The following is a 20,533-nucleotide window of genomic DNA, read 5'->3' on the forward strand; positions in this document are numbered from 1 at the left end:
AGCACCTCCAACATCGAGGTGTTGCACTAGGACTTGGAGACCACCTCGTGAAACCCGCACTTCCCACGTGATGGAACGCGTGGGAAGTGCGGGTTTCGTGTGGTCAGTACGACGGGTGACGGGCACTGTCCGCGCCGGCTGGTAGGAATGCGGCGATGAACTCCACCGGCCAGGACCCCACCCTCGATCAGCCCGAGCTGCTGCCGGGCCTGGTCCGGGACTCGGTGCGCCGCTCGCGGCAGCGCAAGGCGGTCACCGAGAAGGCGAAGGCCAAGCAGGCCGAGCCGGCCGCGGTCGATCCGGTGGCCCGCGTCCTGGTCGACGTGCCGCTGGCCCACCTGGACCGGCCCTTCGACTACACCGTCCCGGCCGCGATGGCCGAGGGCGCGGTGCCGGGGGCGCGGGTCAAGGTCCGCTTCGCCGGCCAGGACGTCGACGGGTACGTCGTGGCGCGCGCCGCCGCCAGCGAGCACCCGGGCCGGCTGTTCCCGCTGCGCCGGCTGGTCAGCCCCGAGCCGGTGCTGGCGCCCGAGGTCGCCGAGCTCACCGCCCAGGTGGCCGAGCGCTACGCCGGGACCCGCTCCGACGTGCTGCGCCTGGCGGTCCCGCCGCGCCACGCGACGGTGGAGAAGGAGCCGCCGCTCGCGGCCGCCGGCGCGGGCGACTTCGACGCCGCCGCCGCGGCGGAGGCCTGGTCGACCCACGAGCACGCGGGCGCGTTCCTCGGCCATCTCGCCGAGGGCGCCAGCCCGCGCGCGGTGTGGAACCCGCCGCCGGGCACCGACTGGCCGCTGCTGCTCGCGCACGCGGCGGCCGCGACGTACGCGTCGGGGCGCGGCGTGCTGGTGTGCGTGCCCGACGGCAAGGACGTCGACCGGGTCGACGCCGCCCTGAGCCAGGTGCTGGGGGAGGGACACCACGTCACGCTGCGCGCCGACAGCGGCCCCGCCGCGCGCTACCGCGACTTCCTCGCCGTCAGCCGCGGCGCCCGACGGATCGTGGTCGGCACCCGCGCCGCCGCGCTCGCGCCGGTCCACGACCTCGGCCTGGTGGTGGTCTGGGACGACGGCGACGACCTGCACGCCGAGCCCCGTGCGCCGTACCCGCACACCCGCGAGACGCTGTTGATGCGCGCCGAGTCCCAGCACACCGCCGCCGTCGTGGGTGGGTTCGCGCGCTCGGTGGAGGCCGGCTACCTGCTGCGCACCGGGTGGGCGCGCGAGCTCGTCGCCGCCCGCGACACGGTCCGGCGCCAGGTGACGGTGGCGATCACCGGGGCCACCGACCGCGAGCTGGAGCGCGACCCCCTGGCCCGGGCCGCCCGGCTCCCGCGTCGCGCCTTCGACGCGATCCGGTCCGGGCTCGAGCGTGGCCCGGTGCTGGTGCAGACCCCGCGCAGCGGGTACGCCGCGAGCCTGGCCTGCGAGCGCTGCCGCACCCCGGCTCGCTGCCGCGCCTGCTCGGGTCCGCTGTGGCTCACCACGGCGACCGCGCCGCCGGCCTGCCGCTGGTGCGGTACGGCGCACCCGGGGTGGTCGTGCGGGCACTGCGGGCACCACGGTCTGCGCGCCCCGGTGGTCGGCGAGGCGCGCACCGCCGAGGAGCTCGGGCGCAGCTTCCCCACCGTGCGGGTGCGCACCTCCGGTGGCGAGAGCGTGCTCAGCCAGGTCCCGCAGCGTCCCGCGATCGTGGTCGCCACGCCCGGCGCCGAGCCGGTCGCCGAGGGTGGCTACGCGACGGTGGTGCTGCTCGACACCTGGCTGGTGCTGGCGCGTGCCGACCTGCGCACCGACGAGGAGGCGCTGCGCCGCTGGTGCAACGCGGCCGCCCTGGTCACACCGGGCGGCGACGTGGTCGCGGTGGGCGACCCGTCCCACCCGGCGCTCCAGGCCCTGGTGCGCTGGGACCCGGGCGGCTTCGCCGAGCGGGAGACCCGCGAGCGGGTCTCGGCGCACCTGCCTCCCGCCAGCCGGCTGGCCGCGATCACCGGGACCCCCGGGGCGGTCGACGACGCGCTCACCCTGCTCGCCGCGCCCGAGGTCGCCGAGGTCCTCGGCCCGGTGCCCAGCGGCGACGAGGAGGTGCGCGCGGTGATCCGGGTCCCGCGCGCGCAGGGCGGCGCCCTGTCCCGCGCCCTCGGCGAGCTGCAGCGGGTGCGCAGCAGTCGCAAGCTCGACGCGGTCCGCATCCAGGTGGACCCGCCCACCCTGTGACCGCCCGGGGCGTCCGGCCCCGTCCGCCCGCTCACTAGACTGTCGGGGCAGTCCACCCGCGCAAGGAGATCCGTGGCCATCCAGCCCATCCGCCTCTTCGGCGACCCGGTCCTGCGCAAGCCCGCCGTCGAGGTCGTCGACTTCGACCGCGAGCTGCGCAAGCTCGTCGCCGACCTGCACGACACCATGCTCGACGCCCCCGGCGCGGGACTGGCCGCACCCCAGATCGGCGTCGGCCTGCGGGTCTTCACCTGGTACGTCGAGGGCGAGGCCGGCCACCTGGTCAACGCGAGCCTGGACCTGTCCGAGGAGCTCCAGGACGGCCCCGAGGGCTGCCTGTCGCTGCCCGACCTGACCTTCGACTGCCGCCGGGCGCTCTCGGTGGTCGCCAAGGGGTTCAACATGCACGGCGAGCCGGTCACCATCGAGGGCTCCGAGCTGTTGGCCCGCGCGATCCAGCACGAGACCGACCACCTCGACGGCGTGCTCTTCATCGACCGCCTCGACGAGCAGTCCCGCAAGCAGGCCATGAAGCAGATCCGCGAGTCGGACTGGTTCGGCGCCGAGCGGCCCACCGTCAAGCTCTCCCCCCACCGCACGAACGGATTCGGACTCTGATGCGCGTCGTCTTCGCAGGCACCCCCGAGGTCGCCCTCCCCGCCCTCGACGCGATCGCCGCGTCCGAGCACGAGCTCGTCGGCGTCGTCACCCGCCCCGACGCCCCGGCCGGGCGGGGCCGCAAGCTGGTGCCCAGCCCGGTCGCCGTGCGCGGCGAGGAGCTCGGCGTCCCGGTGCTCAAGCCCGAGCACCCCCGCGACCCCGAATTCCAGGCCGCGCTCACCGAGCTGCGCCCCGACTGCTGCCCGGTCGTCGCCTACGGCGCGCTGCTGCCGCAGTCGGCCCTCGACATCCCGGTCCACGGCTGGATCAACCTGCACTTCTCCTGCCTGCCCGCCTGGCGCGGCGCCGCCCCGGTCCAGCACGCGATCTGGGCCGGCGACGAGGTGACCGGCGCGACCACCTTCCGGATCGTCAAGGCGCTCGACGCCGGCCCCACGTTCGGGGTGATGACCGAGCGGATCCGGCCCACCGACACCGCCGGCGACCTGCTCGGACGGCTCGCCGAGGGTGGCGCCGGACTGCTGGTCGCCACCCTGGACGGCATCGCCGACGGCTCGCTGGTGGCGCGCGAGCAGCCCGAGGACGGGCTGAGCTTCGCGCCCAAGATCCTGGTCGAGGACGCCCGCGTGGACTGGACCGAGCCCGCCGCCGCGCTCGACCGCCGGATCCGCGCCTGCACGCCTGGGCCCGGCGCCTGGTCGCTGCACGAGGGCGAGCGGATCAAGATCGGCCCGGTCACCGAGGCCGCCGACCACGAGCCGCTCGCGCCCGGGGTCCTCGACGTCACCAAGAACGCCGTCTTCGTCGGCACCGGCACCGTCCCGGTCCGCCTCGGCGAGGTCAAGGCGTTCGGCAAGAAGCAGATGAACGCCGCCGACTGGGCGCGCGGTGTGCGGCTCGAGCCGGGCGTGCGCTTCGGCGACGAGGCCGCCGCGGCCGACGCCTGATGGCCGACCCTCGTGCGCGCGGGCGACGCGCCGGACGTCCGCCGCAGCGGCGCCCGGCCGGGGGACAGCCCCCGCGCGTCAAGCCCACGGCCGACCCGGCCCGCTCCGCGGCGTACGACGTGCTCAAGGCGGTCCGCCTCGAGGACGCCTACGCGAACCTGGCGCTGCCGCCGATCCTGGCCGGGCACGGGCTGAGCGGGCGCGACGCCGCGTTCGCCACCGAGCTGGTCTCCGGCACCCTGCGCCGCCAGGGCACCTACGACGCGATCATCGACGCCTGCCTGGACCGGCCCAAGCTCGAGGCCAAGGTCCGCGACGCGCTGCGCCTGGGCGTGCACCAGCTGCTGTCGATGCGGGTGCCCACGCACGCCGCGATCAGCACCACCGTGGACCTGGTGCGGGCGAAGATCGGGCAGGGCCCGGCCGGGTTCTGCAACGCCGTGCTCCGCAAGGTCGCCGAGCACGACCTGGCCGGCTGGGTGCGCCGGCTGGCCCCCGACCCCGGCACCGACCCCGTCGGCTTCGGCGTGGTCGCGCACAGCCACCCGCGCTGGGTGGTCGAGGAGCTCGAGCGCGCCCTCGGCGAGCGCGGCGAGGAGCTGGATGCGCTGCTGACCGCCGACAACGAGGCGCCCCGGGTGGTGCTGGTCGCGCGGCCCGGTCGCGTGGAGGTCGCCGAGCTGCCGGGCACCCCCACCCCGCTCTCGCCGTACGGCGTGGAGCTCGCCGGCGGTGACCCGTCGGCGGTCCCGGCGGTGGCCGAGGGGCGCGCCGGCGTGCAGGACGAGGGCTCGCAGCTGGTGGCGGTCGCGCTGGCCCGCGCCGACGTCGCCGGGCGCGACGAGCGCTGGCTCGACCTGTGCGCGGGCCCCGGCGGCAAGGCGGCGCTGCTGGCGGCGCTGGCGGCCGGCGCGGGCGCGTCGCTGCTGGCCAACGAGCGGGCACCGCACCGGGCCGCGCTGGTGCGCCGCTCGCTGTCCGGCGCCGACGGGGTCGTCGGCGTGGTGACCGGCGACGGCACCCGCCCGGCCTGGGCGCCGGGCTCCTTCGACCGGGTGCTGGTCGACGCGCCGTGCTCGGGACTCGGCGCCTTGCGCCGACGCCCGGAGTCGCGCTGGCGGCGCAAGCCCGCAGACCTCGACGCGCTGGTCCCGCTGCAGCGGGCGCTGCTGGGCGGTGCCCTGGACAGCGTCCGTCCCGGCGGCGTCGTGCTCTACGCGACCTGCTCGCCGGTGCTCACCGAGACCGCGGGCGTCGTGCAGAGCGTGCTGGCGGACCGCGACGACGTCGTGCTGGAGGACGCCTCCGGGCTGCTCGCCGGGGTCGCCGACGCCGCCGGCCCACTGCCGGGCACGCTGCAGCTGTGGCCGCACCGCCACCGCACCGACGCGATGTTCCTGGCGCTGCTGCGCCGACGCTGAGCGCTGCTGCGTAGACGCTGAGCGCTGCTGCGCCGGCGCTGGGCGCCGCCCGCGGGAGGCGGGCGGCTCAGTCGGCGAGCAGGTGGCGCAGGTAGCGCTGCGGCTCGGCCAGGTAGCGCCGCCAGTGCTGGACCAGCTCGAGCTCCTCCCAGGTGGTCTCGCGCAGGCCCCACTCGCCGACCTCGAGCAGGCGCGCGCCCGGCATCGCCGCCAGCACGGGGGAGTGGGTGGCGCAGAGCACCTGCCCCTGGCGCGCCACCACGTCGTTGAGCGCGGCGATCAGCCCCATCGTCGAGGAGAACGACAGCGCCGCCTCCGGCTCGTCGAGGCAGTAGAAGCCCGAGGAGTCGAAGCGGGTGCGCAGCACCGCGAGGAACGACTCGCCGTGGCTGAGCTCGTGGAAGACCGGGTCGCGGGGGCCGGAGTGGTCGTCCATGTAGGTGTACCAGCCGTGCATGGTCTCCGCCCGCAGGAAGAACCCCCACCGGCTCGCGGCGATGCCGCGCTGGAGCTGCAGGGCCTGGCTCAGCGGCGACTCGGTCGGCCGGGTGACGTGGCGGCCCTGGGTGGAGCCGCCCTCGGGGGACAGCCCGAAGGCCATCGCCACGGCCTCGACCAGCGTGGACTTGCCCGAGCCGTTCTCCCCGACGAGCAGCGTCACGCCCTTGGCCAGGTCGAGTCCCTCGCGCATCACCTGGGCGACGGCGGGCACGGTGAGCGGCCACTCGCGCTCGGACAGGTGGTGGTCGGGGCGGGCCGAGACCCGGACGACCGGAGGCTGGTCGAAGTCCATGCGCCGAAGGTAGCGGCACTCACCGACGTACGGCGTACCTCGTGTGCACCGCGTACGGCGAGTGGTGCACGCTGAGCACCTCCAGGTCGAGGTCGTGGGCGAAGCCCTCGAAGAGCCGCTTGCCGCCGCCGAGCACCACCGGGGCCACCGAGATCGCCAGCTCGTCGAGGACGCCGGCCGACAGCGCCTGGCGGATCAGGTCCGCGCCTCCGCCGATGGACACGTCGCGCCCGTGCGCGGCCCGCGTCGCCTGCTCGAGTGCGGCGTCCAGCCCGTCCACGAAGGTGAACCCGGTCTCGGGCGGTGGGGCCTCGCGGGTGCGGTGCGTGACCACGAACAGCGGGCCGCCGAACGGGTTGGTGCCGCCCCAGGCGCCGGCCGCGTCGTACATCCCGCGTCCGCAGAGCGCCGCACCGGAGGAGGCGGTGAGCGCGTCGAAGAACTCCTTGTCGGCCCCGCTCATCGCGGTGGGGTCGTGCGCTCCGGCGTAGGTCCACGGGCCGCCCATCACCCAGTAGTGCAGCCGCTCCCCGCCGCGGCCCAGACCGCGCTCGGGGCCGTCGTCGGGCCCGGTGACGTACCCGTCGACCGAGGTGGTGATGCCTGCCAGGACCCTGCTCATCGCGTGCTCCTCTCGTCGTACCGGCTCGGTGCTCCTGAGCAGGAAGACCGACGCGCGGCGAGGCCCTCATCGGCGGCGCCCGGGCGCCGGCGCGGCTAGGTTGGGCCCATGGCCGCATCCAAGTCGCCGTCGACCGAGATCGAGGTGGACGACAAGGTCGTCCGCGTCAGCAACCCCGATCGCGTCTACTTCCCCGAGACCGGGGCGACCAAGCTGGACCTGGTCGAGTACTACCTCGCGGTGGGCGACGGGATCGTCAACGCGCTGCGCGAGCGGCCGTGCATGCTGCACCGCTTCCCCACGGGCCTGGCCGGCGACAAGGTGCACCAGAAGCGGCTGCCGCAGGGGGCGCCGCCGTGGGTGAAGACCGTGCGGGTGCACTTCCCGCGCTGGAACCGGACCGCCGATGAGCTGTGTGTCACCGAGCTCGCGGACGTGATCTGGGCGGTGCAGATGTCGACGGTGGAGTTCCACCCCTGGAACAGCAGGCGCGCCGACACCGAGAAGCCCGACGAGTGGCGCATCGACCTCGACCCGGGGGAGGCGTGCGACTACGCCACCGTGCGCCGGGTCGCGCACGTGGCCCACGAGGTGCTCGACGAGCTGGGTGCGGTCGGCTTCCCCAAGACCAGCGGCAGCAAGGGCCTGCACATCTACGTCCGGATCCCGCCCGCGCACGGCTTCAAGGACGTACGGCGCGCCGCGCTGGCCTTCGCCCGGGAGGTGGAGCGCCGGGCCCCCGACGACGTCACCACCACCTGGTGGCGCAAGGACCGCGACCCGGCCGCGGTGTTCCCGGACTACAACCAGAACGCCCGCGACCACACCATCGCCGCGGCGTACTCCGTGCGCGGGCTGCCCGACGCCCGCGTCTCCACCCCGATCCGCTGGGACGAGATCGACGACGCCGACCCGCGCGACTTCACCATCGCCACCGTCCCGCAGCGCTACGCCGAGCTCGGCGACCTGCACGCCGGCATCGACGACGAGGTGTTCGACCTGGCCCCGCTGCTGGAGTGGGCCGAGCGCGACGAGCACGAGGGAGCCGAGCCGCCGGTCGACCCGGAGGAGTGAGGCCCCGGGCTTGGGGCCGGGGCAGGAGTTGTCCTCTGGTGCTGGTGGGGTGTGCGCGGGTGTCAACCACTGATGTTGTCGGGCGAAGTTTCGGCCGACAACATCAGGCTTCCCCGGTCGGCCGGGGAATCCACCCCCCGCCGGCCGCCCCCGCCGGCCCCCAGCCCGCCCGCTGCCGCACCACCCGGCACGGCCCGGAGAGGGGACGTGAAAAGATCGGCCCCGTGGGAATCCAGATCACGCCGTCCATCCTGAACGCCGACTTCGCCAACCTGGCCGCGGAGGTCGCCCGGATCGGCTCGGCCGACTGGGTGCACGTCGACGTGATGGACAACCACTTCGTGCCGAACCTGACGTTCGGGCCGACGATGGTCGAAGCGCTGGCCCGCTCCACCGAGATTCCGCTGGACGCCCACCTGATGATCGAGGACCCCGACCGCCACGCCCCGGTGTACGCCGAGGCGGGGTGTCGCAGCGTCACCTTCCACGTCGAGGCCGCGCAGGCTCCGGTGCGGCTGGCCCGCGAGATCCGCAAGCAGGGCGCGCGCGCCAGCATGGCGCTCAAGCCGGCCACCCCGATCGAGCCCTACGAGGACCTGCTCGCCGAGCTCGACATGGTGCTGATCATGACCGTCGAGCCGGGCTTCGGCGGGCAGAAGTTCCTCGACCTGTGCCTGCCCAAGATCCGCCGGGCGCGGGCGATGATGGACAAGCACGGCGTCGAGACCTGGCTCCAGGTCGACGGCGGCGTGTCCCTGGAGACCATCGAGCGATGCGCCGAAGCCGGCGCCGACGTCTTCGTGGCCGGCTCCGCGGTCTACTCCGCGGCCGACCCCGACGCGATGGTGAACGAGCTGCGTGCGAAGGCCGAAGCGGCCACCGCTCGCTGAGCCTCGCCCCGACAGCCGCGAGTTCGCGCCGACTCGGCCCCGGAGAGCCGCGAGTTCGCGCCGACTCGGGCCCGGAGAGTCGCGAGTTCGCGCCGACTCGGCCCAGCCCAGCAGGCGCCCGGCGTGCGTTGTGTCTCGGCGTGCGACACGCCTGCGCCGTCGGGATCGGGCGCTGTGACACAATCGGCGGCAGACGAGTTCACAACTCGCGTGCTCTGGGGTCGGTGAAAATCCGAGCCGGCGGTGAAAGTCCGCGACCCGGCCGCCGCCAGCGGCCGGTTGACCAGGTGTAACTCCTGGACCGACGGTTAAAGTCCGGATGGGAAGCGCACGCAGGTGGGGACCCGCCCGTCTTGAGCCGAACCTCGGTCTCGGGATCGGGCAGTTCCTCCCGTCACGCCCCGGAGTCCGCGACCGGACACAGGGCGGACGATGAGCAGCACACCAGCAGGGCCCGGCGCGACTGCCGAGCGCAGCGCGATGCAGCGCGCCCTCGAGCTCGCCGGCTCCCTGGGCGTTCCGCTCGCCCCCAACCCCCGGGTGGGCTGCGTCCTGCTCGCCGACGACGCCACGGTCGTGGCCGAGGGGTACCACCGCGGCGCGGGCACCCCGCACGCCGAGGCCGACGCGCTGAGCCGCGCCGGCGAGCGGGCGCGGGGGACCACCGCCGTCGTCACCCTCGAGCCGTGCAACCACACCGGGCGCACCGGCCCGTGCGCACAGGCCCTCGTCGACGCCGGCGTACGCCGCGTGGTGTTCGCCCAGCGCGACCCCAACCCGCTGGCCGCCGGGGGAGCGCAGACCCTGCGCGCCGCCGGCATCGAGGTCGCCGAGGGCCTGCTCGCCGAGCAGGCGCGCGCGCTCAACGAGGTGTGGTCCTTCGCCGTGGAGCACCAGCGCCCGTTCGTGACCTGGAAGTTCGCGACCACCCTCGACGGCCGCAGCGCCGCCGCCGACGGCACCAGCCGCTGGGTCAGCAACCTCAGCGCCCGCCACGACACCCATCGCCTGCGCGCGCTGTGCGACACGATGCTGATCGGGACCAACACCGTCGCCGTCGACGACCCCGAGCTCACCGTCCGCGACGAGCACGACCGGCCGCTGCCCGAGCAGCCGCTGCGCGCGGTGATGGGCCTGCGCCCGCTCGACCCCGGGCGGCGGATCTTCAACGACCGCGCCGAGACCGTCCGCCTGCACACCCGCGACCCGCACCAGGCGCTGGCCGAGCTGTGGGCCCGCGAGCGCCGCCACGTCTTCCTGGAGGGCGGCCCCACCCTGGCCGCCGCCTTCCTCGGCGCCGGGCTCGTCGACGAGGTCGTCGCCTACGTCGCCCCGATGCTGCTGGGCGCCGGGCGCAACGCGGTCGGCGACCTCGCCATCTCCACGATCGCCGACGCCCAGCACCTGGTGGTGCGCGAGGTGAGCGTGCTGGGCGACGACCCCGCCGACCGCAACGTCCGCCTCACCCTGACCCCGAGCACGACCTCGAGCCCAACCCTGAGCACGACCCCGACCACCCAGAAGGACGCCTGAGATGTTCACCGGAATCGTGGAGGAGCTCGGCACCGTCGAGCGCGTGGAGGAGCTGGGCGACGCGATCCGGCTCACCGTGCGCGCCGCCACCGTGCTCGACGACGTCACCCTCGGCGACTCGATCGCCGTCAACGGCTGCTGCCTGACCGTCGCGGAGGCTGACGCCACGCTGTGGACCGCGGACGTCATGCAGGAGACCCTCGACAAGACCTCGCTGCACGGCGTACGCCCCGGCGACCGGGTCAACCTGGAGCGCGCGGTCACCGCCGCCAAGCGGCTCGGGGGCCACATCGTCCAGGGCCACGTGGACGGCGTCGGCACCGTGCTCGCGCGCACCCCCAGCGAGCACTGGGAGGTCGTCGAGATCAGCCTGCCCGCCGAGCTCGCCCGCTACCTCGTCGACAAGGGCTCGGTCGCCGTGGACGGGGTCTCGCTGACGGTCGTGGCGGCCGGCGACGCGTCGTTCACGGTCAGCCTGATCCCCGAGACCCTGGCCCGCACCACGCTCGGGTTCCGCGCGGTCGGGGACCGGGTCAACCTCGAGGTGGACGTGATCGCCAAGCACGTCGAGAGGCTGCTGGCCGGCGGGTACGTCGACCGGCTGGCCCAGCGGGCCGTCCCGGAGGCGGGCGCATGAGTCTGCTGGAGTGGCTGCTGCACGGCACGATCCCGGTCGCCGGTGGGAGCCTGAGCGTCCCCGAGGTGGTCGGCAACGTGTTCGGGCTGGCCAGCGCGCTGCTGGGCATGCGCCGGCTGGTGTGGGCCTGGCCGATCGGGCTGCTCGGCAACGTGCTGCTGTTCGTGGTCTTCTCCACCGGCGAGCTGAGCAGCGTCGGGGACGGCGAGGCGCTGTGGGGCCAGGCCGGGCGCCAGGTGTTCTTCGCCGCGGTCTCGCTCTACGGCTGGGTCAGCTGGCGGCGGGCCCGGTCGGCGGGCGGTGCCGCCGACGGCGGCGCGATCTCCCCGCGCTGGGCGGGGTGGCGCAACCGCGCGGCGCTGGTCGGCCTCGGGGTCATCGGCTACGCCGTGTCGTACCTGGCGCTACGCGAGCTGGGCTCGTGGGGGCCGACGACCGAGGCCTGGATCCTGACCGGCTCGATGCTCGCCACCTACGGCATGGCCCGAGGCTGGGTGGAGTTCTGGATCGTGTGGATCCTCGTCGACGTCGTCGGGGTGACCACGCTGATCCGCGCCGGCTACTACCCGACGGCCGGGATGTACCTGTTCTACGGCGCCTTCTGCGTCCTCGGCCTGGTCACCTGGTGGCGCGCCGAGCGCAGGCTGAGCGCCGCGAGCAACGACGTACCGGGCGCGGCCCGGGGCGACAGTGACGACGAGAGGTTGGTGACCACGTGAGCAGCGTGCGTCTGGACAGCGTGGAGCGGGCGATCGACGACATCGCCGCCGGCAGGGCCGTGATCGTGGTCGACGACGAGGACCGCGAGAACGAGGGCGACATCATCTTCGCCGCGGCCAAGGCCACCCCCGAGCTGATGGCCTTCACCATCCGCCACTCCAGCGGCGTCATCTGCGTCCCGATGCCGGGCACCATGCTCGACCGGCTCGAGATCCCGCTGATGACCCCGCACAACAAGGACAAGCTGCGCACGGCGTACACCATCTCGGTGGACGCCCGCGACGGCGTCAGCACCGGCATCTCCGCCGCCGACCGCGCGCACACCGCGCGCCGGCTGGCCGACTCCGCGACCGAGCCGTGGGAGCTGACCCGGCCCGGGCATGTCTTCCCGCTGCGCTACCGCGAGGGCGGGGTGCTGGTGCGCCGTGGCCACACCGAGGCGGCCGTCGACCTGGCCCGGCTGGCGGGGCTCACCCCGGCCGGGGTCCTGGTGGAGGTCGTCAACGACGACGGCACCATGAAGCGCGGCCCCGAGCTGCGCGAGTTCGCCGACGAGCACGGCCTGGCGATGATCTCCATCGAGGACCTGGTCCGCTACCGGCGTCGCCACGAGCGCCACGTGGAGCGGGTCGCGCAGACCCGGCTGCCCACCCGCAACGGCGACTTCACCGCCTACGGCTACCGGATCACCATCGACGACAGCGAGCACATCGCGCTGGTCCACGGCGACCTCGACGCCGCCCTCGAGCGCGGCGAGCCGATCCTCACCCGGGTGCACTCCGAGTGCCTCACCGGTGACGTGTTCGGCAGCCACCGCTGCGACTGCGGTCCCCAGCTCGAGGAGGCGATGGAGCGCATCGTGGCCGAGGGCTGCGGCGTCGTGGTCTACCTGCGCGGCCATGAGGGGCGCGGCATCGGGCTGGTCGCGAAGCTGCAGGCCTACCAGCTCCAGGACGGCGGACGCGACACCGTCGACGCCAACCTCGACCTGGGCCTGCCCGCCGACGCGCGCCACTACGGCACCGCCACCCAGATCCTGCGCGACCTCGGGGTGGAGCGGGTGCGCCTGCTGACCAACAACCCCGCCAAGACCACCAGCCTCGAGGAGTTCGGCGTCGCGGTGTCGCAGCGGGTGCCGCTCACCCCGCGTCCCAACGGCCACAACCTGGCCTACCTGCTGACCAAGCGGGACCGGATGGGGCACCATCTGCCGGGACTGGAGCCGGGCACGAGCCCGGACGAGGACGAGCCGGTCAACGAGCTGAGCCAGACCCCCACCGTGAACGGAGTCGACCGATGAGTGGAGCAGGAGCGCCTCGTCAGGAGCCGCTGGACTGTCACGACCTGCGGGTCGCGGTGGTGGCCGCGAGCTGGCACGAGGTCGTCATGCAGGGCCTCCTCGACGGCGCCCAGCGGGCCCTGGCCGACGCCAAGGTCGAGGCGCCGGTGGTGGTCCGGGTGCCGGGCGCCTTCGAGCTGCCGGTGGTCGCCGCCGCGCTGGCCACCCAGGGCTACGACGCGATCGTCGCGCTCGGCGTCGTCATCCGTGGCGGCACCCCGCACTTCGAGTACGTCTGCAACGCGGCCACCGACGGCCTGGCGCGGGTGGCGCTGGACACCCAGACCGCGGTCGGGTTCGGCGTGCTGACCTGTGACGACGAGCAGCAGGCCCTGGACCGTGCCGGCCTGGCGGACTCCCACGAGGACAAGGGCTATGAGGCCGCCTCCGCCGCGCTGATCACCGCCCAGACGCTGCGCCGGGTCAAGCGCGGCTACGACGTCGGCGCCTGAGCCGGACGCGCCGGGCCCCGCACGACGCCCCACCACGCCGCACCGCGTCGTACGACGTGGGCCGGCGTGCGCCGCACCCGTGCCCACGACGTAAGGTGTCGATCCGTGAAGACGTTCGAGGACCTCTGGGCCGAGCTCAACGAGAAGGCCCAGACCCGACCTGAGGGATCCGGCACGGTGCGCGAGCTCGACGCCGGCGTCCATGCCATCGGCAAGAAGCTGGTCGAGGAGGCCGCCGAGTCCTGGATGGCCGCCGAGCACGAGGGCAAGGACGCGGCGGCCGAGGAGATCAGCCAGCTGCTCTACCACGCGCAGGTGCTGATGATCGCCTGCGGCCTGAGCCTCGACGACGTCTACGCCCACCTCTGAAGAAGGCCCCCACCCCGATGACTTCCGACACCGCCGCCACCGACCGCCTGGTCCGGATCGCGGTCCCCAACAAGGGCGCCCTGTCCCAGTCGGCCTCCGAGATCCTGCGCGAGGCCGGCTACCGCCAGCGCAGCGACTCCAAGGAGCTCGCGCTCATCGACGCCGAGAACGGCGTGGAGTTCTTCTACCTGCGCCCGCGCGACATCGCGCTCTACGTCGGTGAGGGCACCCTCGACGTCGGCATCACCGGGCGCGATCTGCTGATCGACTCCGGCGCCCAGGCCGAGGAGGTGATGGGCCTCGGCTTCGGTCGCTCGAAGTTCCACTTCGCCGGGCCGAAGGGCCGCTTCAGCGACCTGTCCGACCTCGAGGGCCGCCGCATCGCCACCTCCTACGTCGGCGTGGTCGAGGCGTTCCTGGCCAAGCGTGGGATCAACGCCTCGGTGACCCGCCTCGACGGCGCGGTGGAGACGAGCATCCAGCTGGGCGTGGCCGACGTGATCGCCGACGTGGTGGAGACCGGCAGCACCCTGCGCCAGGCCGGGCTCGAGACGTTCGGCGAGGTGATCCTGGCCTCCGAGGCGGTGATGATCACCCGCGCGGGCGCCGAGCAGGCCCCCGGCTTCGAGACCTTCAAGCGACGCGTCGACGGCGTCCTGGTGGCCCGCAGCTACGTGATGATGGACTACGACATCCGCAGCGAGAACGTCGCGGCGGCGGTCGCGCTCACCCCGGGCATCGAGAGCCCCACCGTCTCCCCGCTGCACCGCGAGGGCTGGGTCGCGGTGCGCGCGATGGTGCCCCGCGCCGGCGCGCAGCGGCTGATGGACGAGCTCTACAAGCTCGGCGCCCGCGGCATCCTGCTGATGGAGATCCATGCCTGCCGACTCTGACCCGGTGACCCTCCCGCACACGTGGCGGCCGTTCGGGGTGCGGATGGCCCTGGGCGGAGCCGGCGTCGGCCTGGTCACCGTGCTGGCCGTGGCCGGCGTCGCGCTGGGCCCGGAGATCCGGGCGAAGTTCACCTTCTTCGAGGTGATCACGATGATCTTCCTGGCCGGGCTGCTGCTCGCGGTCGGCTACGCGATGGGCCGCTCGCGGGTGGAGGCCACCGAGAGCTGCCTGGTCGTGGTCAACGGCTACCGGCGCCGCGAGTACGACTGGGCGCAGGTGGTCGCGGTGCACCTCGGCGCCGGCGCCCCCTGGGCGGTCCTCGACCTCGCCGACGGCACCACCGTGTCCGCGATGGGCATCCAGGGCTCCGATGGCCCCCGCGCCCAGCGGGCGGTGCGCGAGCTGCGCGCGCTGCTCGAGCGCTGACCCGCTTCAAGCGCTGAGGCGCTGCAGCGCCGACCCGGTCGCCCGGGCCGGCGGGTCGCGCTACAGGGCGCGGATGCCCCAGCTCGCGGCGTACGACGCGTCCGGCTCGCCCGCGGCGCCCAGCACCACCAGGTCCTCGCCCGAGGCGAACGCGTCGGCCTGGGTGGTCATCGGCTCCACCGCGAGCGAGCGCCGGGCGGTGGCCGGGACGTCGTCGGCGGAGTAGACCTGCAGCCAGCGATGCCGCTCGTCGACCCACAGCGCGACCCCGGTACCCGCGGCCCGGTCACGCAGCTCGACCTGGGCGCGTCCCTCGTCGTCGCGCACCAGGTCGGTGACCGCGTGGTTCCAGACGGTCTCGCCGATCGGGCGCGGGGTGCGGAAGTCGTAGGGCGTCGCGGTGACCGGCTCGCGCCCGACCGGCAGCAGCCGCTCGTCGTCGACCAGCGACCGGGTCGCCGCCGGCAGGGTCAGCTCCCAGCCGTCGACGGGACCGTTGCCCGCCCTCAGGTACGGGTGCGCGCCACTGCCGTACGGCGCGGGCCGCGGCGCGTGGTTGGTCGCCGCCTGGGTGACCAGCAGGCCGTCGGCGGACAGCGCGTAGCGCACCACCAGGTCGAGGGTCCAGGGGTACCCGCTCTGCGCCATCAGCCGGTGGCGCAGCGTGACGGAGCCGGCGGAGTGCTCGACCGGGGTCCAGGAGACCCACCGGACCAGGCCGTGCGAGGCGTTGCGGCGCGCGGGCTCGGTCAGCGCCAGCTGGTGCTCGGCGCCGTCGAAGGCGTAGCGGCCGTCGCGCAGCCGGTTCGGCCACGGGGCCAGCAGCTGCCCCCGCCCGCCGTACGACATCTCCTCGCCGGTGAATCCGTCGATGAGCGCTCGGCCCTCGTGCTCGAGCAGCCGCAGCGCGGCACCGCCCTCGGTGACGACGGCGCGGTAGCCGCCGGCGGCGATCTCGAACTGCTCTCCAGAGGGCGCGACCATGCCCGCCAGCCTAGGCCCCGCCGTCCACCTGGAGATCGGCGCGCTGCCGGGTGGCCTCGGCGGCGAAGTGGGCGGCCTCGTCGATCCGCCACCGGGCCAGGTGCGGCGCGGCGTCGGCGCCGTCGCGGGCGAGTCCCCGCGCGATCCGGAGCTCCTCGGGGGCACTGACCCAGACCAGGGCGGTGACCAGGTCCGCGTGGCGTCGCAGGCCCGCCCCCACGCCCTCCACTACCAGCAGGCCGGCGGGGGAGACGGTGACGTCCTCGGCGTAGCGACCGGCGTGCCAGTCGTAGCGGCGGTAGCTCCCGGGGCGGCCCTGGGCCAGCGGACGCAGCAGCGGGTCCAGGCGCGCACCCAGACCCGGGAGCCCGCCCCAGCCGTCGAGCAGCTCGTCGGTGTGCACGACCCGGGCGGGGCAGAGCACGCGGTGCTCCGCGGTCAGGGCGAGCACCGCGTCGGCCAGGGTGGTCTTCCCCGAGCCCGACGGGCCGTCGATGGCGAGCAGGCGCCCGCCGCCCAGCGACGGCTCTCCGGCCAGGAGGAGGTCGAGGACGCGCAGCGCCGCCGGCACGGACCCGCTCAGAACGTCTGCCCGTGCCCGCGGTAGGTCGCCACCGAGTCGACGAACCGCTCACCGGCCAGCAGGTGCACCTGCGCGGTGTGCTCGAAGACCTCGCCGGACTTGGCATGGCGGAACCAGACCAGGTCCCCGATCCGCAGCGCCGAGGCCGGGGCGCCGTGCAGCGGGGTCTGCACCTCGCCGGCGCCCTCCAGCGGCATCAGCGACAGGCCCGGAGGCGCCCAGGGCGTGGGCAGACGATCGTCGCCGGCCGGACCCGAGGCGACCAGGCCGCCCCCGAAGACCGTGGCCACCTCCGGAGCGGGCCGGCGCACCACGGGGACCCCGAAGAACGACGCGGGCACCGGGGTGAACGAGGCGTAGTGGTCGAACAGCGTGGGCACCAGCAGACCCGACCCGGCGGCGATCTCGGTGACCACCGGGTCCGCGCTCGTGGACTCCACCGAGCCCGAGCCGCCGCCGTTCCAGAACTCCAGCTCGACCAGCGGGGCCAGCGCCTCGGCGACCCGGGCCCGGCGCTCGGCCAGCTGGCGCACCGACGCGCTCTTGATCCGGCGCACCACCGCTGAGCGGGCGCCGGGAAGCCGGTCCTGGACGCCGGCGACCTGGCCCTCGTAGGTCATCACCCCGACCAGTCGGAAGCCGTCGCGGGCCAGCACCGTGCGGGCCAGGTCCGCCACCGCCTCGGCCGAGAGCAGCGGCGAGCGCTTGGGCCCGACGTGGTGGCCCGCCACCACCAGGCCGGCGTCGACGTCCAGCGCGACCCGGACCGGCACGGCCCGTGAGGAGCGCACCGCGTCGACCACGTCGAGGTGGGCGACGTCGTCGACCATCAGCGTGATCGCGGCGGCGGCCGCGGGGGAGGCCACCAGGCGGCGCAGCGCCTCCCGGTCGACGCTCGGGTAGGCGACGACGATGTCGTCGCTGATGCCCTGCTCGTGCAGCCACAGTGCCTCGCGCAACGTGTAGCCCAAGACACCGTGGAAGCCGTCGCGCTCCAGCGCGCGGCGCAGCAGCGCCGGGACCCGCAGCGACTTGGAGGCCACCCGGATCGGCTTGCCGGCGGCGCGCCTGACCAGGTCGGCGGCGTTGGCGTCGAAGGCGTCCAGGTCGACGACCATCAGTGGGCACGGCGCCGGCGCGTCCAGCGCGGCCACGGCCCGGTCGAGGCGCCCCCAGAGCAGGTTGCGCGCGACCAGCGAGTCACCCACCGCCGGGGCTCAGGTGATCCCGCGCTTGCGGAGCAGCGCCTCGATATCGGCCAGGTCGTCATCGATCGCCGGGTCGGCGCCACCACTGGCCGGCGGTACGGCGCGGCGCCCGGCCGAGCCGCGCGCCGCCGGGGGCGTCTCGGCCGCGCCACCGGCCCGCGGGGTGACCCCCCGGCCGCGCTCGCGCAGGAAGCCGGAGACCACGAACAGCACGACCGAGATCCCGGCCAGCGCCACGCCCAGCCAGACGATGGGGGAGAAGGCCAGCCCGGTCGCCCAGTCGCCGACCGCCATCGAGACGTCGGCGAACAGCTCGAGGGTGTCGGTCAGCAGCGCCGCCGGCGCCAGCAGGGTGAGCCCGGCGCCGCGCAATGCGGAGGCGACGCCGCGGTGCCGCCAGGCGTAGACGGTCCAGGCCGCGCCGAGGGCGGTCAGCACGGCGGCGAGGGCGAACCACGTTGCGTCATCCACCCCGCAAGCCTTGCACAGCGGATGTGAGAATGGGTCCCATGAGTGCAAGCGACCGTTTCGCCGGTACCCGCATCCCCGACCCGGGGTTCGCCGGCGACACCGGCGAGGCCGCCCCCGAGGTCGTCGCCGCGCTCACCGGGTACGCCGCCGGGCAGGTGCGCTACGCCGAGGCGCTGGCGGCGCTGGCGCACAGCCGGGTGCTGGTCCCGGTGGTGGCGGTCCTCGGTGAGGTCGAGTACGACGAGGCGGGGCTGGCCCACGACAAGTCCAGCGACATGGCCGCGGTGCTGATGACCGGGCGCGACGGCCGGCTCGCGCTGCTGGCCTTCACCGGCACCGCGTCGCTGCAGGCCTGGAACCCCGAGGCCCGACCGGTGCCGGTCCCGCTCCGGGTCGCGGCCCAGTCGGCGCTGCAGGACAAGGCCGCCGCGCTGGTGCTCGACATCGCCGGTCCCGCCACCTTCGTGGTGCAGGGCGAGGACCTGACCGCGCTGGCCGCGGGCTGGACGCTGGCCCGGGTGGGCGACGGCTTCGGCTGGATTGGTGCCCCGGGGGAATGATCGGCTAGCATCAGGCGTTGACCGATCAGTTCCGGAGTCTGCACATTCGCGTGTGAAGGCGACGGAGCCGATCTACAAGCGGAGGCTCAGCTCGATTCGCCTCCCACCCGCACCGGCCGCCGCAGGCTCTCGAGCAGGCACAGGTCGTCGGGTCCGGTCCCGAGGAGAACGTGACACGACAGCCAGGATCGTCGTGGAGCGCCTCTTCGTAAGGTGCGTGCCCTGCAGTTGCGGGGGACGTGTCGCGACTGGCTTCCGCTTGCACCAGCGGAAGCCTTTTCTGTTTTCCAGAGCAGGTTGCCGGACACGTTTCTTCCAGGAGGACACATCAGCACCGAGCTCCGCATCAACGACCGGATCCGGGTTTCCGAGGTCCGTCTCGTTGGACCCAATGGCGAGACCGTCGGCATCGTTCCGACGGCTGACGCGCTGCGGCTTGCCCAGGAGGCCGATCTCGACCTCGTCGAGGTGGCCCCGACGGCGCGTCCCCCCGTCTGCAAGCTCATGGACTACGGGAAGTTCAAGTACGAGAACGCCCAGAAGGCCCGTGAGGCTCGACGGAACCAGACGAACGTGATCATCAAGGAGATGAAGCTTCGTCCCAAGATCGACGCGCACGACTACGAGACCAAGAAGGGTCACGTCGTGCGGTTCCTGCGTGCTGGGGACAAGGTCAAGATCACCATCATGTTCCGTGGCCGCGAGCAGCACCGCCCCGAGCTGGGCTTCCGCCTGCTGCAGAAGCTGGCCGAGGACGTCGCCGAGCTCGGCTTCGTGGAGTCCTCGCCCAAGCAGGACGGCCGCAACATGGTCATGGTGCTCGGTCCGCACAAGAAGAAGGCCGAGGCCAAGGTCGACATCGAGGCCGAGAAGCAGTCCAAGATCGCCGAGCGGGCCGCCGTCGAGGCCGACGAGCGTGCCGAGCGCACGGCGGCGCACGCTGCCGGGCCCGTGGCCCAGAAGAAGGAGCGTGGCCGCTCCGAGAATCTCGACCCCGAGATCGAGGCCTGAGCCCCGCGCGGGCGACACCAGCTTCACCACGCAGGTCGCAGCGATGCGGCCCGACCAGATAAGAGAGCGAAAGAGATGCCGAAGAACAAGACGCACTCCGGTGCCAAGAAGCGCTTCCGGGTGACCGGTTCGGGCAAGATCCTGCGGGAGAAGGCCGGCAAGCGACACAACCTCGAGAAGAAGGCCTCCAAGGTCACGCGGCGGATGACCGGCACGGTCGAGCTCGCCAAGGCCGACCGCGGCAAGGCCAAGAAGCTCCTCGGTCTCTGAGGTCTCTCGTTCCCCCGACGCCGGCCCCCCGCCGGCCGTCACCCCGAATTTTTGCTGAGCAAGGAGTAAGACAGTGGCACGCGTCAAGCGGGCAGTAAACGCCCAGAAGAAGCGCCGGGTAGTTCTCGAGCGGGCCAGCGGCTACCGCGGCCAGCGCTCGCGGCTCTACCGCAAGGCCAAGGAGCAGGTCACCCACTCCCTGGTCTACAGCTACAACGACCGGCGCAAGAAGAAGGGCGAGTTCCGCAAGCTCTGGATCCAGCGCATCAACGCGGCCGCCCGCGCGAACGGGATGACCTACAACCGCCTGATCCAGGGACTCAACCTGGCCGGCGTCGAGGTCGACCGCAAGATCCTGGCCGACCTGGCCGTCAACGACGCCCCGGCGTTCGCCGCCCTGGTCGCGACGGCCAAGGCCGCGCTGCCCGAGGACGTCAACGCCCCCAAGGTCGAGGCCTCGGCCTGATCTCGGTCGCGCTCCGGCGCGTCTGAGCG

At 73.9% G+C, this 20,533-nt stretch carries 24 protein-coding genes and 1 riboswitch; of the genes, 18 read left to right on the plus strand and 6 right to left on the minus strand.

Annotation, left to right across the window (positions count from 1 at the left end):
- Positions 1–155: 155 nt before the first annotated feature.
- From AC6EH9_RS19275 to AC6EH9_RS19290, 4 genes are all read left to right on the plus strand, one after another.
- Complete coding sequence (locus AC6EH9_RS19275; RefSeq protein ID WP_498425297.1) at positions 156–2,213, plus strand: primosomal protein N'; 2,058 nt, start codon at positions 156–158, stop codon at positions 2,211–2,213.
- A 72-nt stretch (positions 2,214–2,285) separates the two neighbouring features.
- Entirely contained in the window at positions 2,286–2,831 is a 546-nt protein-coding gene (gene def, locus AC6EH9_RS19280; RefSeq protein WP_498425298.1) for a peptide deformylase, read from the plus strand.
- Positions 2,831–3,781: a methionyl-tRNA formyltransferase gene (fmt, locus tag AC6EH9_RS19285; RefSeq protein WP_498425299.1), complete on the plus strand. Its 951-nt coding sequence runs from the start codon at positions 2,831–2,833 to the stop codon at positions 3,779–3,781. Before def ends, fmt begins: the two co-directional genes overlap by 1 nt.
- Entirely contained in the window at positions 3,781–5,202 is a 1,422-nt protein-coding gene (locus AC6EH9_RS19290) for an RsmB/NOP family class I SAM-dependent RNA methyltransferase (protein WP_498425300.1), read from the plus strand. The genes fmt and AC6EH9_RS19290 overlap by 1 nt, the downstream gene beginning before the upstream one ends.
- A gap of 67 nt (positions 5,203–5,269) precedes the next feature.
- On the opposite strand, the gene AC6EH9_RS19295 is transcribed toward AC6EH9_RS19290, so the two are convergent.
- Together AC6EH9_RS19295 and AC6EH9_RS19300 are read right to left on the minus strand one after the other, a co-directional pair.
- Complete coding sequence (locus AC6EH9_RS19295; RefSeq protein ID WP_498425301.1) at positions 5,270–5,995, minus strand: AAA family ATPase; 726 nt, start codon at positions 5,993–5,995, stop codon at positions 5,270–5,272.
- 19 nt (positions 5,996–6,014) lie between these two features.
- Positions 6,015–6,617, minus strand: coding sequence for a dihydrofolate reductase family protein (locus AC6EH9_RS19300; RefSeq protein WP_498425302.1), 603 nt, complete (start codon positions 6,615–6,617; stop codon positions 6,015–6,017).
- A 108-nt stretch (positions 6,618–6,725) separates the two neighbouring features.
- Between AC6EH9_RS19300 and ligD the strand changes: the two genes are divergently transcribed.
- The 10 genes from ligD (at position 6,726) to AC6EH9_RS19350 (ending at position 14,951) form a co-directional block, all read left to right on the plus strand.
- Entirely contained in the window at positions 6,726–7,691 is a 966-nt protein-coding gene (ligD, locus tag AC6EH9_RS19305; RefSeq protein WP_498425303.1) for a non-homologous end-joining DNA ligase, read from the plus strand.
- Between the two features lie 224 nt (positions 7,692–7,915).
- Positions 7,916–8,581: a ribulose-phosphate 3-epimerase gene (rpe, locus tag AC6EH9_RS19310; RefSeq protein ID WP_498425304.1), complete on the plus strand. Its 666-nt coding sequence runs from the start codon at positions 7,916–7,918 to the stop codon at positions 8,579–8,581.
- 206 nt (positions 8,582–8,787) lie between these two features.
- Positions 8,788–8,917: riboswitch (FMN riboswitch) on the plus strand.
- 96 nt (positions 8,918–9,013) lie between these two features.
- A complete protein-coding gene (gene ribD / locus AC6EH9_RS19315) occupies positions 9,014–10,114 on the plus strand; it encodes a bifunctional diaminohydroxyphosphoribosylaminopyrimidine deaminase/5-amino-6-(5-phosphoribosylamino)uracil reductase RibD (protein ID WP_498425305.1) in 1,101 nt (366 codons plus the stop codon).
- A gap of 1 nt (position 10,115) precedes the next feature.
- Complete coding sequence (locus AC6EH9_RS19320) at positions 10,116–10,751, plus strand: riboflavin synthase (RefSeq protein ID WP_498425306.1); 636 nt, start codon at positions 10,116–10,118, stop codon at positions 10,749–10,751.
- Positions 10,748–11,470 carry a nicotinamide riboside transporter PnuC gene (gene pnuC / locus AC6EH9_RS19325; protein WP_498425308.1) on the plus strand — a complete coding sequence of 241 codons (723 nt, stop codon included), beginning with the start codon at positions 10,748–10,750 and terminating at the stop codon, positions 11,468–11,470. The genes AC6EH9_RS19320 and pnuC overlap by 4 nt, the downstream gene beginning before the upstream one ends.
- Positions 11,467–12,771 carry a bifunctional 3,4-dihydroxy-2-butanone-4-phosphate synthase/GTP cyclohydrolase II gene (locus AC6EH9_RS19330; RefSeq protein ID WP_498425309.1) on the plus strand — a complete coding sequence of 435 codons (1,305 nt, stop codon included), beginning with the start codon at positions 11,467–11,469 and terminating at the stop codon, positions 12,769–12,771. Before pnuC ends, AC6EH9_RS19330 begins: the two co-directional genes overlap by 4 nt.
- Positions 12,768–13,262 carry a 6,7-dimethyl-8-ribityllumazine synthase gene (gene ribH / locus AC6EH9_RS19335; protein ID WP_498425310.1) on the plus strand — a complete coding sequence of 165 codons (495 nt, stop codon included), beginning with the start codon at positions 12,768–12,770 and terminating at the stop codon, positions 13,260–13,262. The genes AC6EH9_RS19330 and ribH overlap by 4 nt, the downstream gene beginning before the upstream one ends.
- Before the next feature lie 105 nt (positions 13,263–13,367).
- Positions 13,368–13,631, plus strand: a complete 264-nt coding sequence (locus tag AC6EH9_RS19340) for a phosphoribosyl-ATP diphosphatase (RefSeq protein ID WP_498425311.1) — start codon at positions 13,368–13,370, stop codon at positions 13,629–13,631.
- 17 nt (positions 13,632–13,648) lie between these two features.
- Positions 13,649–14,524, plus strand: coding sequence for an ATP phosphoribosyltransferase (gene hisG, locus AC6EH9_RS19345; protein ID WP_498425313.1), 876 nt, complete (start codon positions 13,649–13,651; stop codon positions 14,522–14,524).
- Complete coding sequence (locus AC6EH9_RS19350; protein ID WP_498425314.1) at positions 14,508–14,951, plus strand: PH domain-containing protein; 444 nt, start codon at positions 14,508–14,510, stop codon at positions 14,949–14,951. Before hisG ends, AC6EH9_RS19350 begins: the two co-directional genes overlap by 17 nt.
- Positions 14,952–15,011: 60 nt before the next feature.
- Here the strand turns inward: AC6EH9_RS19350 and AC6EH9_RS19355 are convergent, their stop codons facing one another.
- The 4 genes from AC6EH9_RS19355 to AC6EH9_RS19370 are packed head-to-tail and all read right to left on the minus strand — an operon-like array spanning position 15,012 to position 18,197.
- Positions 15,012–15,935: an aldose 1-epimerase family protein gene (locus AC6EH9_RS19355; RefSeq protein WP_498425315.1), complete on the minus strand. Its 924-nt coding sequence runs from the start codon at positions 15,933–15,935 to the stop codon at positions 15,012–15,014.
- A 10-nt stretch (positions 15,936–15,945) separates the two neighbouring features.
- On the minus strand, positions 15,946–16,506 hold the full coding sequence (locus AC6EH9_RS19360; RefSeq protein ID WP_498425317.1) for a uridine kinase family protein: 561 nt from the start codon (positions 16,504–16,506) through the stop codon (positions 15,946–15,948).
- Positions 16,507–16,514: 8 nt separating this feature from the next.
- The gene (locus AC6EH9_RS19365; protein ID WP_498425318.1) at positions 16,515–17,726 is read right to left on the minus strand and encodes an amino acid deaminase/aldolase; all 1,212 of its coding nucleotides are present in this window, start codon (positions 17,724–17,726) and stop codon (positions 16,515–16,517) included.
- 9 nt (positions 17,727–17,735) lie between these two features.
- Positions 17,736–18,197, minus strand: coding sequence for a hypothetical protein (locus AC6EH9_RS19370; RefSeq protein ID WP_498425319.1), 462 nt, complete (start codon positions 18,195–18,197; stop codon positions 17,736–17,738).
- A 38-nt stretch (positions 18,198–18,235) separates the two neighbouring features.
- Here AC6EH9_RS19370 and AC6EH9_RS19375 point away from each other — a divergent pair, with 38 nt between their 5' ends.
- The 4 genes from AC6EH9_RS19375 to rplT all read left to right on the plus strand — a co-directional run bounded on the left by AC6EH9_RS19375 (position 18,236) and on the right by rplT (position 20,504).
- Positions 18,236–18,757: an SseB family protein gene (locus AC6EH9_RS19375; RefSeq protein ID WP_498425320.1), complete on the plus strand. Its 522-nt coding sequence runs from the start codon at positions 18,236–18,238 to the stop codon at positions 18,755–18,757.
- Positions 18,758–18,970: 213 nt separating this feature from the next.
- A complete protein-coding gene (infC, locus tag AC6EH9_RS19380; RefSeq protein ID WP_498425322.1) occupies positions 18,971–19,768 on the plus strand; it encodes a translation initiation factor IF-3 in 798 nt (265 codons plus the stop codon).
- A gap of 75 nt (positions 19,769–19,843) precedes the next feature.
- Complete coding sequence (rpmI, locus tag AC6EH9_RS19385) at positions 19,844–20,038, plus strand: 50S ribosomal protein L35 (RefSeq protein WP_460793202.1); 195 nt, start codon at positions 19,844–19,846, stop codon at positions 20,036–20,038.
- A gap of 73 nt (positions 20,039–20,111) precedes the next feature.
- Entirely contained in the window at positions 20,112–20,504 is a 393-nt protein-coding gene (rplT, locus tag AC6EH9_RS19390) for a 50S ribosomal protein L20 (RefSeq protein ID WP_498425323.1), read from the plus strand.
- Positions 20,505–20,533 lie beyond the last annotated feature (29 nt).

Source organism: Nocardioides sp. Z21_20 (genome assembly GCF_059766585.1).